At 62.5% G+C, this 15613-nt stretch carries 14 protein-coding genes; 7 read left to right on the forward strand and 7 right to left on the reverse strand.

Going from position 1 to position 15613, the window contains the following annotated elements; all coding sequences use genetic code 11:
* Positions 1 to 18 precede the first annotated feature (18 nt).
* Complete coding sequence (locus ACYHH6_RS17425) at positions 19 to 681, reverse strand: phytochelatin synthase family protein (protein WP_352592260.1); 663 nt, start codon at positions 679 to 681, stop codon at positions 19 to 21.
* Between the two features lie 146 nt (positions 682 to 827).
* On the opposite strand from ACYHH6_RS17425, the gene ACYHH6_RS17430 reads away from it, so the two are divergent.
* The 3 genes from ACYHH6_RS17430 (at position 828) to ACYHH6_RS17440 (ending at position 2794) form a co-directional block, all read left to right on the forward strand.
* The gene (locus tag ACYHH6_RS17430; RefSeq protein ID WP_352592162.1) at positions 828 to 1250 is read left to right on the forward strand and encodes an OsmC family protein; all 423 of its coding nucleotides are present in this window, start codon (positions 828 to 830) and stop codon (positions 1248 to 1250) included.
* 37 nt (positions 1251 to 1287) lie between these two features.
* Entirely contained in the window at positions 1288 to 1812 is a 525-nt protein-coding gene (locus tag ACYHH6_RS17435) for a carboxymuconolactone decarboxylase family protein (RefSeq protein WP_352592159.1), read from the forward strand.
* 238 nt (positions 1813 to 2050) lie between these two features.
* Positions 2051 to 2794 (forward strand): 2OG-Fe(II) oxygenase, encoded by a 744-nt coding sequence (locus ACYHH6_RS17440; protein WP_352592156.1) that lies wholly within the window; start codon positions 2051 to 2053, stop codon positions 2792 to 2794.
* A gap of 58 nt (positions 2795 to 2852) precedes the next feature.
* On the opposite strand, the gene ACYHH6_RS17445 is transcribed toward ACYHH6_RS17440, so the two are convergent.
* Positions 2853 to 3167 carry an EthD family reductase gene (locus tag ACYHH6_RS17445; protein ID WP_202302901.1) on the reverse strand — a complete coding sequence of 105 codons (315 nt, stop codon included), beginning with the start codon at positions 3165 to 3167 and terminating at the stop codon, positions 2853 to 2855.
* Between the two features lie 229 nt (positions 3168 to 3396).
* Here ACYHH6_RS17445 and ACYHH6_RS17450 point away from each other — a divergent pair, with 229 nt between their 5' ends.
* Positions 3397 to 5019, forward strand: a complete 1623-nt coding sequence (locus ACYHH6_RS17450) for an ABC-F family ATP-binding cassette domain-containing protein (protein WP_352592152.1) — start codon at positions 3397 to 3399, stop codon at positions 5017 to 5019.
* Between the two features lie 103 nt (positions 5020 to 5122).
* Complete coding sequence (locus tag ACYHH6_RS17455; protein WP_352592149.1) at positions 5123 to 6679, forward strand: serine hydrolase; 1557 nt, start codon at positions 5123 to 5125, stop codon at positions 6677 to 6679.
* Here ACYHH6_RS17455 and ACYHH6_RS17460 read toward each other — a convergent pair.
* Positions 6676 to 7617, reverse strand: coding sequence for a hypothetical protein (locus tag ACYHH6_RS17460; protein WP_352592146.1), 942 nt, complete (start codon positions 7615 to 7617; stop codon positions 6676 to 6678). The genes ACYHH6_RS17455 and ACYHH6_RS17460 overlap by 4 nt on opposite strands.
* Positions 7618 to 7857: 240 nt before the next feature.
* Complete coding sequence (locus tag ACYHH6_RS17465) at positions 7858 to 9381, reverse strand: winged helix-turn-helix domain-containing tetratricopeptide repeat protein (RefSeq protein WP_352592143.1); 1524 nt, start codon at positions 9379 to 9381, stop codon at positions 7858 to 7860.
* On the opposite strand from ACYHH6_RS17465, the gene ACYHH6_RS17470 reads away from it, so the two are divergent.
* Positions 9381 to 9716: a hypothetical protein gene (locus ACYHH6_RS17470; protein ID WP_352592140.1), complete on the forward strand. Its 336-nt coding sequence runs from the start codon at positions 9381 to 9383 to the stop codon at positions 9714 to 9716. The two genes, ACYHH6_RS17465 and ACYHH6_RS17470, sit on opposite strands and share 1 nt — an antisense overlap.
* Positions 9717 to 9828: 112 nt before the next feature.
* Here ACYHH6_RS17470 and ACYHH6_RS17475 read toward each other — a convergent pair whose 3' ends face one another.
* Together ACYHH6_RS17475 and ACYHH6_RS17480 are read right to left on the reverse strand one after the other, a co-directional pair.
* On the reverse strand, positions 9829 to 12432 hold the full coding sequence (locus tag ACYHH6_RS17475) for a bifunctional diguanylate cyclase/phosphodiesterase (protein WP_352592257.1): 2604 nt from the start codon (positions 12430 to 12432) through the stop codon (positions 9829 to 9831).
* A gap of 305 nt (positions 12433 to 12737) precedes the next feature.
* Positions 12738 to 13421, reverse strand: a complete 684-nt coding sequence (locus ACYHH6_RS17480; protein ID WP_352592137.1) for a hypothetical protein — start codon at positions 13419 to 13421, stop codon at positions 12738 to 12740.
* Between the two features lie 10 nt (positions 13422 to 13431).
* Here ACYHH6_RS17480 and ACYHH6_RS17485 point away from each other — a divergent pair, with 10 nt between their 5' ends.
* A complete protein-coding gene (locus tag ACYHH6_RS17485) occupies positions 13432 to 13560 on the forward strand; it encodes a hypothetical protein (RefSeq protein WP_352592134.1) in 129 nt (42 codons plus the stop codon).
* Between the two features lie 183 nt (positions 13561 to 13743).
* Here ACYHH6_RS17485 and ACYHH6_RS17490 read toward each other — a convergent pair whose 3' ends face one another.
* On the reverse strand, positions 13744 to 15393 hold the full coding sequence (locus tag ACYHH6_RS17490) for an acyl-CoA synthetase (protein WP_435053449.1): 1650 nt from the start codon (positions 15391 to 15393) through the stop codon (positions 13744 to 13746).
* Positions 15394 to 15613 lie beyond the last annotated feature (220 nt).

The raw sequence follows: 15613 nt of genomic DNA on the forward strand, positions 1-15613 counted from the left end.
ACCGGTTAGGGGCCCCTGCTACTCGATCAGCAGCAACCCGCGCTTTTTGTCGCCATCGCTGTCGATTGTGTCCATGGCCGAGAACAGGCGTTCACGCTCGATCAGCCAAGGCTTGTAGCGCTCGTTGACGTCGAGAACGAAAACCAAGTCCTCGGCCTCCAGATAGCCGCCGATCGGTGAAAAATGACCACTGCCGGCGCCGAAGATTTTCTCGCGGGTGAAATTGATGATGTAGCGGCGGCCGGGGTCGTTGGCGTGCTTCATGTGCTCGCGGAACTCGTCGGCGCTCAGATTCCGAAGCACGGAGACTTTGCGCCCGGTTTTCGCCTGAGCGACGTCGGCAAGCTCGTCCAGCGTCAGACCGATGATGCAAAAGCCGGTCCAGCACTTTCCGGTTCCCGCGAGCACTTCGGCTTCGGTCGTCTCCTCTTCGCCGATGGAGCGGAAGGTGTTTGCGACACTGGCCGGACCGCACCGTGAGCTGTTCGTTTGCCAGTCAAGGTTGGCATTGAAGGTAGCAGCCACGGGCAACTCCCAGGCGCTGTCGATCAATGCCGGGGTACGAACAACCGACGACTGGATGGCGTCTGGCGAGACTGGGGACGGACCGACAATCAAAAAGGCGGCACCGCAGAGCAGGCCAACGCCGGCAATCACAGCCAAAATGAAACTGCGCTTCATTGCTGAACCTCGAAGCAGACGATTTTGTTGGTCGGTCGATGTTGCGATGTCGGCCTCGAGACTACCATATACCGGCATTGCGTGGCAGGGCTCGCCGCCAGGGCGGCTGCGCCTTGCATTTTGCCCGGCCCCGAAAGGATAGTTGAATGGCAGAACTCAAGGTCAGGACCCGAGAAACCGGCGCGCTGGCCGTGATGCCGCCGGGCGGCTTGCCGGTCGTGACAACACCGACCGGCGGCAGCGTCGATGTGGTGACCGGGGTCAATGCTCAGGGCTTCAATCCGCTCGACCTGCTCTATGCCTCCGTCGCCGCCTGCATGGTGCTGAGCGCCCGCATCGCCGCCACGCGCCTCGGGGTTGCCGCCGAGCTTGGCGAGGTGCGAGCCGAGGTTAGCGGCGAGAAGGCCAAGGACGAGCCGTCGCGTGTCGAAAAATTCAATATCAGGCTCGACATTGCGGGCGATCTCGACGTGGCGACCAAGCAGCGGATTGTCGAGGACGCCGAGGCGATCTGCACGGTGTCCAACACCCTGCGCGGCGCGCCGGAACTGCATACGACGCTTGGATGAGGGATGTCGCAGAACACCACCAACCAAGGACCATCGCATGGCCATGATCCCGCCGATCGACTACCCGACGGCGTCTGAGGACATCCGCGCCGAGCATGACAGGGAGCTCAGCCTGCGCGGCCGGATGACCAACATGAAGCGCATTCTGCTGCATTCGCCGGTGGCGCATCGCATCTATGCCGAATGGTTCACCTTGCGGGACCTGCTGCGGCCCGCGCTCGACGACCGCGCCATCTGGCTCTTGTCGCTGGCGATCTCGCAAGTCTGCCGTGCCGAGATCCCGGTCACCTTCTTCCGCCGCGCGCTGATCGATAGCGGCCTTGATCCGGAAGCGATCGAGCCGAGCAAGGATGAAGCGCTGCTGATCGCTTTCGGTAAGGCGGTCGCCGCCAACGCCAATGCGGTCCCGGACAACATCTGGGCGGCACTCAAGGCCCGCTACGCCGACACGCTGCTGGTCAATCTTGTCGCCTTCGCCGGCATCATGGTGGCGACCTGCGTGTTCACCAACGCGGTGCGGGTCGATCTCGATCCGGAGTTGGAGGGGTATCGCAAGCGGTGACGTACGGTTTTCCCTTCTCCCGTTGTGGGAGAAGGTGGCCGAGCGAAGCTCGGTCGGATGAGGGGTGTTCCAGGGAACGCCAACGCCTCACTCCGCTGGAACACCCCTCAACCGTCTCGGCGCTGCGCGCCGATCCACCTTCTCCCACAAGGGAGAAGGAAGAGCGCGCACCTCCGCAGGAATCGGGTGGTTCGCACCTCTCATCCGCCCCACTTTGATCGTATCAAAGGAGGCATCCATGACTATCCATTCGATAAGCACCAAACGTGCAACCCGTTCGGCCGAAGCGCGTGTCGCCGCGCAGGACTGGGGCGCCTTGGTCGGCGACCTGAATAGCTATGGCTGCACTGTCATGCCGGCTCTGCTCTCACCCGAGGAATGCGCCGAAATCGCCGCGCTCTATCCGCATGAGGAACATTTCCGCAGCCATGTGGTGATGGCCCGTCACGGCTTCGGCAAGGGCGAGTATCGCTATTTCCGCTACCCGCTGCCGGATCTCATCGGCGGCCTGCGCACCGCGCTCTACCCCAGGCTGGCCGCCGTCGCCAACGACTGGAACGAGCGCATGGGCATTGCCCAGCGCTATCCCGAGGATCACGCCGCCTTCCTCCAGCTTTGCCACGAAAACGGTCAGACGCGGCCGACGCCGCTTCTCCTCCAGTACGGTCCCGGCGACTTCAACTGCTTGCACCAGGACCTCTATGGCGACCTCGCCTTTCCGTTGCAGGTGGCGATCCTGCTCTCCCAGCCGGGCGAGGATTTCACCGGCGGCGAGTTCGTGCTCACCGAACAGCGCCCGCGTATGCAAAGCCGCGCCGAGGTGGTGCCGCTCAGGCGCGGCGATGCGGTGATCTTCGCCGTGCACAATCGCCCGGTGCACGGCACCAAGGGCCACTACCGCGTCAATCTCAGGCACGGCGTCAGCCGCCTGCGCTCGGGACGGCGGCATACGGTGGGGATCATCTTCCACGACGCGAAGTAACGTCGTCCGCTTCGGCGCGGCTCCTTCGTTCCGCTGGCTGTCCGAGACCGGCGAAGGCTCACACTTCGTCGACGTCGAACAGCAGCATCGTCAAGTCGTCGTCTCCTGGCGCGAGTATCCGCCGGTCAGCGGCGCAGGCAATGCCGATTTCGGTGGCAAATGCGCTCTGCATATCGGCGAGGCTGTCGAAATAGAGCGTCCCCACCAGATACGGCATCTCGCCCGCCGAGCGCTTGATGATGGGCCGCCTGCTGATGTCGTAGCGCCGCAGGCCGGGAAGCTTCTTGGCCAGCGGCACATGAACCTCGAAATAGTGCCGGTCGAATGCCTCCGGATCGGCCGGAGTTTTGTAGATCACGAGCATCTTGGCCATCGTCGTATTCCTGCCCTGTCGGTGTCGCTGTTCGGCGGCCATGCAGGCCGCCGCGCCAATGTCGTTCCGCGACGGCGGTTTTCGACAATCCCTGGATTTTTGGTTTCGTGCGCGATGACGGGGTCCTCGCCACCATCTGCGGCGCTTCTGCCTCTTCCCTCCTTGCGCTCATTCGCGTATGGCCCCGGGCAAATCCCTCAACTTTGCACCAGCTCCCCCGGACAGCCCCATGATCCGTCTTGAAAGCATCGGCAAGCAGAACGGCCGCCAGATCGTCTTCATCGAGGCCTCGGCCGCCTTGCAGAAGGGCGAGAAGGTTGGCCTTGTCGGGCCGAACGGCGCCGGCAAGACGACTTTGTTTCGCATGATCACCGGCCAGGAGCAGCCCGACGAGGGCCAGGTGCAGGTCGATCGCGGCGTCACCATCGGCTATTTCAGCCAGGATGTCGGCGACATGGCGGGCCACAGTGCGGTCGCCGAAGTGATGAACGGGGCCGGGCCGGTCAGCGACGTGGCGGCCGAAATGGCCGAACTCGAGGCGGCCATGGCCGATCCCGACCGGGCCGACCGGATGGATGAGATCATCGAACAATATGGCGAGGCGCAGCATCGCTTCGAGGAACTCGACGGCTATGCGCTCGACGGCCGCGCCCGCGAGGTGCTCGACGGCCTCGGCTTCAGCCAAGAGATGATGGACGGCGATGTCGGAAAACTGTCCGGCGGCTGGAAGATGCGCGTCGCGCTGGCCCGCATCCTGTTGATGCGGCCCGACGTCATGCTGCTCGACGAGCCGTCGAACCATCTCGATCTCGAAAGCCTGATCTGGCTGGAGCAGTTTTTGAAGGGCTATGAGGGTGCGCTGCTGATGACCTCGCACGACCGCGAGTTCATGAACCGCATCGTCAACAAGGTCGTCGAGATCGATGCCGGTTCGCTCACCGCCTATTCCGGCAATTACGAATTCTACCAGCAGCAGCGGGCGATCGCCGACAAGCAGCAGCAGGCGCAGTTCGAGCGCCAGCAGGCGATGCTGGCCAAGGAGATCGCCTTCATCGAACGCTTCAAGGCCCGTGCTTCGCATGCTGCACAGGTGCAGAGCCGGGTGAAGAAGCTCGACAAGATCGACCGCGTCGAGCCGCCCAAGCGCCGCCAGACCGTGAATTTCGACTTCCAGCCGGCGCCGCGCTGCGGCGAGGATGTCGTGACGCTGAAGAACGTCCACAAGGGGTATGGCAGCCGCAGCATCTATGAGGGGCTCGACTTCCAGGTACGCCGCCGCGAGCGCTGGTGCATCATGGGCGTCAACGGCGCCGGCAAGTCGACGTTGCTGAAGCTGGTCGCTGGCGCCTCCGACCCCGATGCCGGCACGGTCGCGCGTGGGCCGAGTGTGAAAATGGGCTATTTCGCCCAGCACGCCATGGAGGTGCTGGAAGGCGAGCGCACCGTGTTCCAGACGCTGGAGGACGCGTTTCCGCAGGCCGGACAGGCGCCGCTGCGGGCGCTCGCCGGCTGCTTCGGCTTTTCCGGCGACGAGATCGAGAAGAAATGCCGCGTGCTGTCGGGCGGCGAGAAGGCGCGGCTGGTGATGGCGCTGATGCTGTTCGATCCGCCCAATCTTCTGGTGCTGGACGAGCCGACCAACCATCTCGACATCGCCACCAAGGAGATGCTGATCACGGCGCTGTCGCAGTACGAAGGCACCATGCTGTTCGTCTCGCATGACCGTCATTTCCTGGCCGCACTCTCCAACCGCGTGCTGGAACTGACGCCGGAAGGCATCCACACCTATGGCGGCGGCTACACCGAATATGTCGAGCGCACAGGGCAGGAAGCGCCGGGACTGCGGAGCTAAGAGCGCCGGGCCAACCCTTTCTGCTTTACGGCCGAGCAAGCATTGGCCTACCCAGAGCCGGCGTGTACTATGGCCAGGCGAATACAGGGGAGGAGGCGCGAGCGTGCGGCTGGATCGGAATCTCTGCCATTGGAGGATTTGGGCCTTCTTCGCCGTAGTAGTGCTTTGGCCGCATGCGGCGGCGGCCGACACAATCACGCCCGAGCGCATCACCGCCGCCATGTCGAAGCTCGAAGCGCTCGCCGAAGGTGCCGTCGCGGACGGTGCCGTACCTGGTCTCGCCATCGGGATCGTGCATGGCGACGAGGTGATCTTCCTGAAAGGGTTCGGGCATTGCGATGCCGGCAAGCCGGAGGCGGTCGACGCCGACACGGTGTTCCAGATCGCCTCCCTGTCCAAGCCGGTCTCCGCCACGGTGGTGGCGGCACTGGTCAGCGACGGGATTGTGTCTTGGGATTCGAAGGTCGCCGACCTCGATCCGGCCTTCCGGCTGGCCGAGCCCTATCCGACCAGCGAACTCACGGTGCGCGACCTGTTTTCGCACCGCAGCGGCCTTCCGGGCACCGCCGGAGACGACCTCGAGGATATCGGTTACGACCGCGCCGAGATCCTGCATCGCCTGCGCTTCGTGCCGCCATCGTCGAGCTTTCGCGCCGGCTACTCCTACTCCAATTTCGGACTGACCGAGGGCGCCATTGCTGCCGTCAAGCAGACAGGCAAATCCTGGGAGGATGTCGCCGAGGAGAAGCTCTACCGTCGGCTTGGAATGGCCTCGACCAGCTCGCGCCATGCGGATTTCGCCAAACATGCCAACCGCGCCGCGCTGCACGTCAAGGTCGATGGCGTCTGGGCCGCGAAGGTAAGGCGCGATCCGGATGCGCAGGCACCCGCCGGCGGCGTCAGCTCCACCGCGCGCGATCTCTCGCAATGGGTGCGCCTCATAGTCGGCAACGGGGTCTATGACGGCAAGACGCTGATTGCCGCCGATGCGCTGGACCAGACGCATGTTCCCCTGATGGCGCGCGGCAAAAACCCCGTCTCGGGCGGCGCGTCATTCTACGGCCTCGGATGGAATGTGGAATTCGGTCGCCACGGCCTTAGCTGGGGTCATGCCGGCGCCTTCAGCGTCGGCGCCCGAACCCTGGTGACAATTTTCCCCGAGGAGAGGCTTGGCATCGTCATCATCGCCAACGCCTTTCCGACAGGGTTGCCGGAGGGCCTGTCCGACAGCTTCGCCGATCTCGTCTTCGAGGGTTCTGTCGAGAAGGACTGGATCAAGGCATGGGACGGGATCTACGCCAGTCTGTTCGGTCCGGCGGTCGAGGCGGCCAAGGCCACTTATGCCGCGCCGCCGTCCCCGGCAAGGCCGGCCGCACCGGTCAGCGCCTATGCCGGCCGTTACGCCAACGACTTCATCGGCGATGCTGTCGTGGTGAGCGCGGGAGACGGCCTTGTGCTCAAGGTCGGCCCGGCTGGCGCCCGGTCCTATTCCTTGACGCATTACGACGGCGACCTGTTCCTGACCTTCCCCGATACCGAGACGCCGGATCGGCCCACCGGCGTGAGCTTCGTCGTCGGCCCCGACGGCAAGGCGTCGGCCATGACCATAGGTTTTCTCAACGACAATCATCTCGGCACGCTGCGGCGGGTGGGTGACTAGCCACCAGGTACGGGGCCGTACTGGAGCAGTGTGAAGCAATCGCCGCTGCCCGACTTTGACTGCGTCAGCAGTGGTTTCGACCGCTCGATCCATTCCTGGTGCGACTTGGTATCGGCTTCAATCTCGTCGGCCGGTCGAAGGGTGACGAAGCTCTTCCCCTTGCTGAACAGCCAGCACGCGCGGCCGAGAAATCGCCTGCTGCGCTGGCGCAGCAGGTCGGCATCATAGAAGATGTCGAGCACCTCGTGCTTGATCCGGCGCTCCTTTTCAGAATTGGCGACCGCAACCTCAATCGACTCGCCGCCGATCGCATCCTGCAGGTCCTTGTAATCGAGGGCGAGCTGGGTGGTGGCATATTTGATCTCGCTCTCGTCGCGCACGATGTTGAACCACAGCGTCGGATCGAGCTCGTTGACGACGAACGAGGATTCGAAATCGCGCGACAGGTTAAGGAGATCGAAGTCGCGCACGTCGACATCGCGCTCGACCAGAAGTATCTCGCCGACCTGCTTGCCGAGCTCGGTTCCCTGGGCGCTGACCGCGGCGTTCGCTCCCCCAAGCACCGGACTGACATAGGGCCCGCCTTGATCCAGAAATTCGTCGAATTCGCCAAGCGAGCCGACGACAGGGGCGCCGCGAGCAATGCGTGCCGCCAGCTTTGCCATGACCTGCTGCAGTTCCGTCTCGCGCCTGCGCTGGTCCTGATAATTCTGCTGGAAAAAGAAGATGAACAAGGAAACGCCGATGCCGATCAGGATCACGCCGAGCTGCGAAAAGATGTTGCGATAGTATTCCAGGAGCTTTTCACGATGGCGCACGTCGTCGCGCACGCTGTGTGCCACGCGAAGATTGACGATCAGCGACAGGATCAGCAGCCCGGCGCCGACCAGGATGAGACCGCCGATGAGGAGGTAGCCATGGCCTGTGCCGAAATCCATTCCTTTGCCCCAAGAACCCGTACTGCGCAGATTAATACCAATTTGCTCAAACACCTATGTTTCCCGACACGCCGCTGGTCGATCGGGGGCCAGCCTGCGAGAAGCCGCATTTCCAATGCGAAAACTCGCCGGTGCCGCGTAGAGCAATTCCAGGAAAAGTGTGAAGCGGTTTTCCGTCCGGAATTGCGTCAAAACAAGGAGATAGAGCGGTTCTGCGTTTCCGTGAAACGATGAACCGCTCTAGGGTTGCTCCTCACACGCAGCAAGTGCTTTGGCGACGCCGGCAACGAGATGTTCCACATCACTTGCATGTTCGTACGCAATCCCGGTTTGCGCAAACTGCATCGGCGAAAAGTCAGGTGCTATCCGCTTGACCTCTGCCATGATGCGCTGAGCTTCCTTCAGTTCGCCGAGTTGCGCGTGGCACCCCGCCAGCCTTGTCAGTCGCCAGGGGGACTTCGAGGGGACCTTGGACATGCTGACAAGCGCGGCCTTGTAATCTCCAGCCGAGTATTGCGCGATGGCGCGATCATAGTGGTACCAATCAGGATGGATCGGGTTGATCCGTATCGCACTGTCAAGCGCCGCGAGTGCTTCAAGAGGCCTGCCTCTCATCGAGAGCAAGAACCCCATTTGCGCAATCGTATCGGCGTCATAGGGATTGAGGTCGAGCGCGCGCTGAAGGTGATGTTCGGCCGCTTCGAACTGACGGGCATAGATCAAAGCCTGGGCGAGCACGCGATGGCAGCGCGGCTCTTCCGGCGCCAGGGTCACCGCACACTCCGCGCGCTCGATCAGTGAACCAAGCAATTCCGGGGACGCCTCGGCATAGCCGCCGATAATGAGATCGGCGAGCGCGATGTAGGAATGCGCCAAGGCATAGGTCGGGTCCTTTTCGACCGCAGCCTGGAAAAGATCGCGCGCAGCCTTGTTGTCATCATCACCGTAACCGCGCAGCCGGGCCAGTCCACGCAGGAGAAGCTCGTATGCGGCCAGGCTGTCGGGAGGCTTCGGGGTTGCCTGCTTGATACCTGCGTCGTCGAGCCGAGCGACCAGCCGATTCACCACACGGCAGGCGATTTCTTCCTGCATGTCGAAGATCTGGCCGCCGGACGCAGAAAAAGTTTCGCTCCAGAGGACTCCACCCGTCGAAGCAGTCATGAGACTGACGGTGACCCGCATGCCGTCTGCGCGAGTCGTCGCCCTGCCGCGGACCAGATAGGTTGCGCCAAGGCTGTCGCCAACGGCACGCCAATCGGAAGCGGAATCCGAGGTAAAGGCAAATCCGGAATTGCGTGCCAGCACGTCGACCCTTCCGAAGCGAGCCAACGCATTGACAATGTCCTCGGCAAAACCGTCGATCAAAGGGGTGTCTTCCGGCGCACCTTCATTGCTGAAACGCAGTACCGCAACGCTCGGTTGTCCGGAGCGCTCTTGCTTTGGCGCCTCGAGAAGAGACAGCACGTAGCCGCGTTTGGCGACCGTACGGATGATAGTTTGGCTTTCGTCCTGCAGCGCTTTTCGCAACTCCCTGACCGCCTGCGTCAGTGAGTCCTCGGTCACAAAAACGTCTGGCCACACCGCTGACATCAGTTCAGACTTGGTCGCGACACGCCCGACATTCCTACTGAGATAGGTCAACAGGTCAAACGCCTTGGAGCGCAGAGCGACAGGTTTCCCGTCGCACAACAGTAGCCCGCGGGCAAGATCAAGCTCGCAACTGCCAAGTGCCAGTGGTACGTTCCCTGGGTTTTCTCGCGACATTGAATGCCGATCTGACCAGCTCGACCAAACGCTGCCTGATTGGGGTCCCAATCGGCGCGGACGTCAAGGGATCAGGAGAATTTGATCCGCCTTCACCTTGGCTGGGAGCCATCCGCCTCTCCATGGCGATGATCTCAAGCATTTCGAACATTGTTCCAGGCATGGGCGCACAAGGGGACGCAGCCATGACGGTGGAAGCATATTCCAGCAGTTCCTGCCGGGCGGCTTGGCGCGTGCTCTCATTCACTGACATGTTCGACCTCCTCCAGTTTGTTCAGGAGAACAATGAAGCCAAGGAACGGGCGCGTACCGGAAGATTTCTGAAATTCTGCTGAATCTTTCTGTCGATCCATATGTCGAGCGGACGGGGCAGAAGCGCCGGGACTGCGCAGCTAGGCCATTTCAGGAAACGGTTCTTCCGTCCGCAATTGCGTCAAGCAGGGTTTGTCAGCTCGCCGCCAGCCATTTGCGGGACTGGGCGAACGCCTTGAAGGCTTTAGCGTCCATCGGGTAGCCGAACAGGAAGCCTTGCAGGATATCGCAGCCAAGCTCTTTCAGGATCTGCGCGTGCTCCATCGTCTCGACACCCTCGGCGATCACTTCGATACCGAGCGACTTTCCGATGTCGATGATGGACGACACCAGCTGCCGCTGCGCGGTTGAGCTGGTGATGGGTGTGACCAGCTGGCGATCGATCTTGAGGCGACGCGGCCGCAACTTCAGGAGCGAGACGATCGAGGCATGTCCGGTGCCGAAATCGTCGATCTCGATGTCGATACCGAGCCCCTTTATGTGCTCGATGTTCCAGGTGACCAGTTCGTCGTTTTCGTCGAGGAAAATGGACTCCACCAGTTCGAACGACACGGTCCCTTTCTTGATGGCAAGCTTGCGCAAACCCTTGATCAGGTCCTTGTCCTCCAGGCGCCTGGCGGAGACGTTGACCGACACGCGCGGGATGTTGAGGTGGCTACGCGACCAGCGCTCGAAATTATCAAGCGCCTGCGTCAGGACAGTGCGGTCGATAAGCGCCACGACATTGAGTTCTTCAGCCACCTTGATGTAGGCGTCGGGGGTCAGCATGCCGCGTTGCGGATGGTCCCAACGCGACAGCGCCTCGACGCCGACGATCTCCAGCGTCCTGGCGTCGAACTGCGGCTGGTAGTAGACGACGAATTCGTTCCGCTCGAGTCCGCCCAGAATCTCGTCGGCGGTTTGCTTGGTCCGAACGATCTCGCTCTGCAGCTCTTCGTTGAAAAACTCGTAGCGGTTGCGGCCACGGCCTTTCGCCCGGTACAGGGCGAGATCGGTATTGACGAGCAATTGCTTGGCGTCGACGCCGCTGTTGGCTGCAATGCCGATGCTTACGCCGAACCGGCACTGGTGACCCAGATAGTCGATCGGCTGGCGCATGGCGTCGATGATGTGGTCGGCAAGCGCGGCGAGCTCCTTGTCGTCGCGTCCATGGCTCAGCACGACAAACTCGTCGCCGCCTATGCGCGCAACGAAATCGGCGCTGCCGACGCTGGCCTTGATGACTTTCGCAGCATGCACCAGCAATGCATCGCCGGCTGCGTGGCCGAGCGTGTCGTTGATCTGCTTGAAGCGGTCAAGGTCGAGATGCAGCAATGCTGCGCGGCCCTCGGCTTGGTGGTTTTCGGCAAGCATCTCATCCAGATACCGACGGTTGGGCAGGCCGGTCAGCGAATCGTGCAGCGCGACATGCTCGATGCGGGCCTTGGCCATATTGAGTTCGGCATTCTTCGATTCTGAAAGGCGACGTTCGCGCACGAGATTCTCGTTGAGCAGCACGTCCCAGGTCACGTCCCATTCGGCGCCGATCATTTTTGATCCGCCGTTGATGTCCTGGAAGAAACTGGCGCGTGCGCGGACATGGCGAATGCTGCCGTCCGGGCGCAGGAGCCGATACTGCGAAGAGTAGGGGCCTTTTGTCGCGGCGGCCGAATCGAAGTCCGCTTTCGCCCGCTCGAAGTCTTCAGGGTGGATCGCCAGCGCCCAGTCGTCATAGCCGCGGGTCTTGCCGTCGGTGGGTTTGCCATAGATTTCGTTGATGCGGTCGTCCCATACGAGCTCGTTGCTGACGAGGTCGTGCTCCCACACGCCTATCCCCGAGGCCTCCAATGCCAGTTCCAGACGCCTGGACAGGCGCCTCAACTCGGCGTCATTTTTCTGTCGTTCACCGAAAAGACGTCCGGCCACGAGGATCGGCAGCACCACCAGCGCGCCGGCGAGCCCCATGAGCGTCCACAGCAGCCACTCATTTTTCGGACCGGTCGGCCAGCCGCCCCTCGGTATGGCCGAAATCTGCCAGGAGCCTGAAGGCAGTTGCACCTCCGCCGTCACCGGATTGCCGGCTACGACATTGTCGCCGCCGAAGAACAGTTCGCCGCCACCCCCCAGCGCATCCTTGCCGATGAGCGCCACATCGATATCCAGGTCAGGGTCGGTCAGTCCGCTCGCGCTGTAGAGCCGATCGATATCGATCACGGCCGAGACAATTCCCCAAAAACGGTCACCGCCACCCACCGTCGGCACGAAGACAGGGATACGGCCGATGAAGCCACGTCCGCCTTGCGCCAATTTGACCGGCCCGGCGAGCACCAGTGCGCGCTGGTCGCGGGCCCGAAGCGCAGCCATGCGTTGCGCTTCGGTCTTGCGGTAGTCCAGCCCGATGGCTTTCTCATTGCCCTCCAGCGGGTATATCAGAGTGATGACGAGATCGGGCGCGCCGGCAATATCGCGCAGTTGCGATTTCTGCTCAAACAAATTGCGGGCGAGTGCAGCAAATCTCTGCTGGCCCATATAGGGCTCGGTAACGATCGCCGAAACGAGGCCCTGAACCAGCTGGAGATTGCCGGTGATGTTGCCTTCGAGCTTGGCGCGTATGATGTTGACCTTGGCCAGGACGTCAGCGCGCGCCAGCTGATCGGAGACCTCTCTGTTCCTCTGGTCGGCAACCAGGGCACAGACGAGAAGCACAACAAAGGCAATCGCCGCCGGCAAGTTGGCGGAAGAAAAAATGGCCTGTTTCAACCGGCCGGGATTGGGTGTCTCTCCTGCCAATTCGATCCGAATACCTTTCCAGGGCAGTAGTCCGTCGATCCACTATAGTAGCTAAAGTTTAAATTTGAACTTCAAGGCGGTTCTGAGAATAAACGTTGAGATCTTGGTTGTCAGCATAGGGGGCGAAAGCTGAGTGCCTTGCGACTAAAGCAAAGGCGTAGAGCGGTTCCCTGAACAATGAATTGCGCAAGCGGCATCGGGCGGCCGCTCGGAACCTTCGCATCCGAAATCGAGAAAAAGCCGACTGATCTCGCCGCGAGGCTCTTCCGGGAGCCTTACTTTCCCGCCATCTGATCGGCCAGCGCCTGCACCTGGGTGAGCAGCGCCGGGAAAGCCGGGTCTGCCGGCAGATGCTGGCCCATGCAGGCGCGATAGTCGCTGTCGCCCTTGTCCCAGGCGGCGTTGGAGGCATCGAACGCTTTTTCGTCCTTGAGGTCCGAAGCCTGGTAGGCCTCCTGGAATTTCTGCGCGGCGGCATCCGCAGCCGCCCAGACGGCGTCGCAGGCGGCGATCTTCGGGACGGCAGGGGCCGCCGGCGCCGCCGTGATCATGACGCTCTTGCCTTTGACGAGCGTAACGATGACGTCCTGCTCGTAGATCGGTCCGACGTCCTGCGTCTTGCCGCCGAGCCGTGCGAAGGCAATGTCGGCGCCTTGAGGCATCTTCAGCGGAAAGTCGAGCGTTCCCTCGAAGGCGGCGTCGCTGTTGATCGCATGGGTATAGAAAGCATCGAGCTTCAGCGCTGCATCGATGCTTGCAGGCAGTTTGAAACTCTCGTCGGTCTCGGCGGCTTTGGCCTGGAGCCAGCGCTCCAGCAGCCCTCGCGTCGTTGCCACCAGGGTGGGGCCGTCGTCGCCTTTGGTGTATCGCAGCCCATCGAGCATGCCGTAGCCGATGTCGGAGTCGCTGAGGCTTTCGATATTGATCGTGCCGGTTGCCGGAAAATCCTTGACCGCCAAGGGGCCGATGATGCCGGAAAGACGCTGTTGCAGGTCGGCCCGCGCCTTCTCGTTCTGGGCGTCGATGGTTTCGATCGCCGTGTTCGCGCTGTTCAGCGCCGCGATGGCCGCAATCGCCTTGTCGCGCGCGGCGATATAGTCATCCTCCGGCGAGGCCGCGAAGCAGTACTACTCGCCAGCGCGAACACAATCGTCCAGACCATCCGCATGACGCAGCCCCCTTCATTGGTGATCGACAGGCCTGAGAGCCTCCGGGGACTTCGCGGCTATTGCGTGGCGGAAATCAACGAGAAGCGGCTTCGGCGCTTGAAGATCGAAGGCTTCAGCCTGCCTTGCGCTTCTCCACTTCCGCCTTCCTCAGCAAAAACCGCTGGATCTTGCCGCTTGGGGTCTTCGGCAGTTCGGTGACGAACTCGACCTCGCGCGGATAGGAATGCGCCGAGAGCCGCTTCTTGACGTGTTGGGCAAGCTCTTCGGCGAGCTTCGGGTTGCCCTTGTAGGCCGGTGACAGCACCACGAAGGCCTTGACGATCTCGGTGCGCTGCGGATCGGGCACGCCGATGACGGCCGCCTCGTTGACCGCCGGATGCTCGATCAGTGCGCTTTCGACATCGAACGGCCCGATGCGGTAGCCGGCCGAGGTGATGACATCGTCGGCCCGGCCGATGAAGGACACCGAACCGTCCGGCTCATACTCCACCGTGTCGCCGGTGCGGTAGTAGCCGCCTGATATCGCCGGCGTCTCGGCCTGATGATAACCCTCGAACCAGCGCAGCGGCGATCTGCCAATGTCGACGGCAAGGATACCGGGCTGGTTGGGGCCGAGCTCGTTGCCTGCCTCGTCGAGCACCACCATGCGGTAGCCGGGCATGGCGAAGCCGGCCGAGCCCGCACGTACGACATGCGCCAGGCCATGATGGTTGTTCACCATCATGCCGTTTTCGGTCTGGCCGTAATGGTCATGGATGGGGGCGGCGAGATTTGCGTCGAACCAGCGGATCACTTCCGGATTGAGCGGTTCGCCGGCGCTGCTCACCACGCGCAGTTTGCCTTTTACATGAGCGGCGGCCTCAGGCCCTTCCGCCATAAGCAGGCGATAGGCGGTCGGCGAGTCGGCGAGGCTGGTGACGCCGAGCCGCTCGATGATGTCGTAGGTGCTTTTGGCGTTGAAGGCGCCTTCATAGAAGGTCGTGGCGATGCCGAGCTGCAAAGGCCCGGTGATGGCGTAATAGAGGCCGTAGGCCCAGCCGGGATCGGCGATGTTCCAGAAGATGTCGTCGGCCCGCAGCCCGATCGCATCGCGCATATAGGCGCCGAAGGCCAGCAGGGCGCGCAGCGGCACCGGCACGCCCTTGGGCAGGCCTGTCGTGCCGGAGGTTGACATCATCATGAACAGGTCGTCGCCCTTGCGCATCACCGGCTGGCAGTCGGGCGAGGCGGCCGCAACGGCGGCGCGGAAATCGATGTCGCCTTCCGGCAGCGCCTCGCCGGGGCCAAGAATGGTCGCGATTTGCGCTGGTGTCTCGACCTCGTCGAGCTTGCCGCGATTGGCCGGGTTGGTCACCACGATCTTCGCACCGCTATAGCCGAGACGGTGCTCGATGGCCTTCGGGCCGAAGGCGGTGAACAGCGGCTGGTAGACCGCGCCAATGCGCCATGTGCCGAGGATCAGCGCCACCAGTTCGGGGATGCGCGGCAGCATGCCGGCGACGACATCGCCGGCACCGACGCCGGCAGCCTTGAGCACACTGGCGGCGCGACCCGACATGTCGGCGAGATCGTCGAAGCTGAATTCTCGCAATTCGCCGCCGGCCGAGATCGCGCGCAGCGCCAGCCGGTTTTCACCGGTGTAGCGGCCGCAGCATTCGACATAGGCATTGATGCCGGTTTCAGGGTTGCCATGCAACCGGGCGATCTCATCCTCAATGCGAAAGCGCTGAACGGCATCCTCATAGCGCGGTCTTTTGCTCATGGCGGTCCTCCCTGTCAGCGCCCATCTCCCCCTTGGCGCGCCCGTCAGATTGCCCGAAATCGTTCCGCTGGTCGATTGCGGCGAAAGTCGGGATTAGCCACTTTCTCCCCGTTTTACGGGGAGAAATGCCCGGCAGGGCAATGAGGGGCAGCGTCAGCCTCTGAGGTCGGCGGGAACTCTACGGATCAACGTCGGCGGCAACAGACGGTTGACCAACTGC

The sequence above is a fragment of the Mesorhizobium sp. P171375 genome (assembly GCF_057786075.1).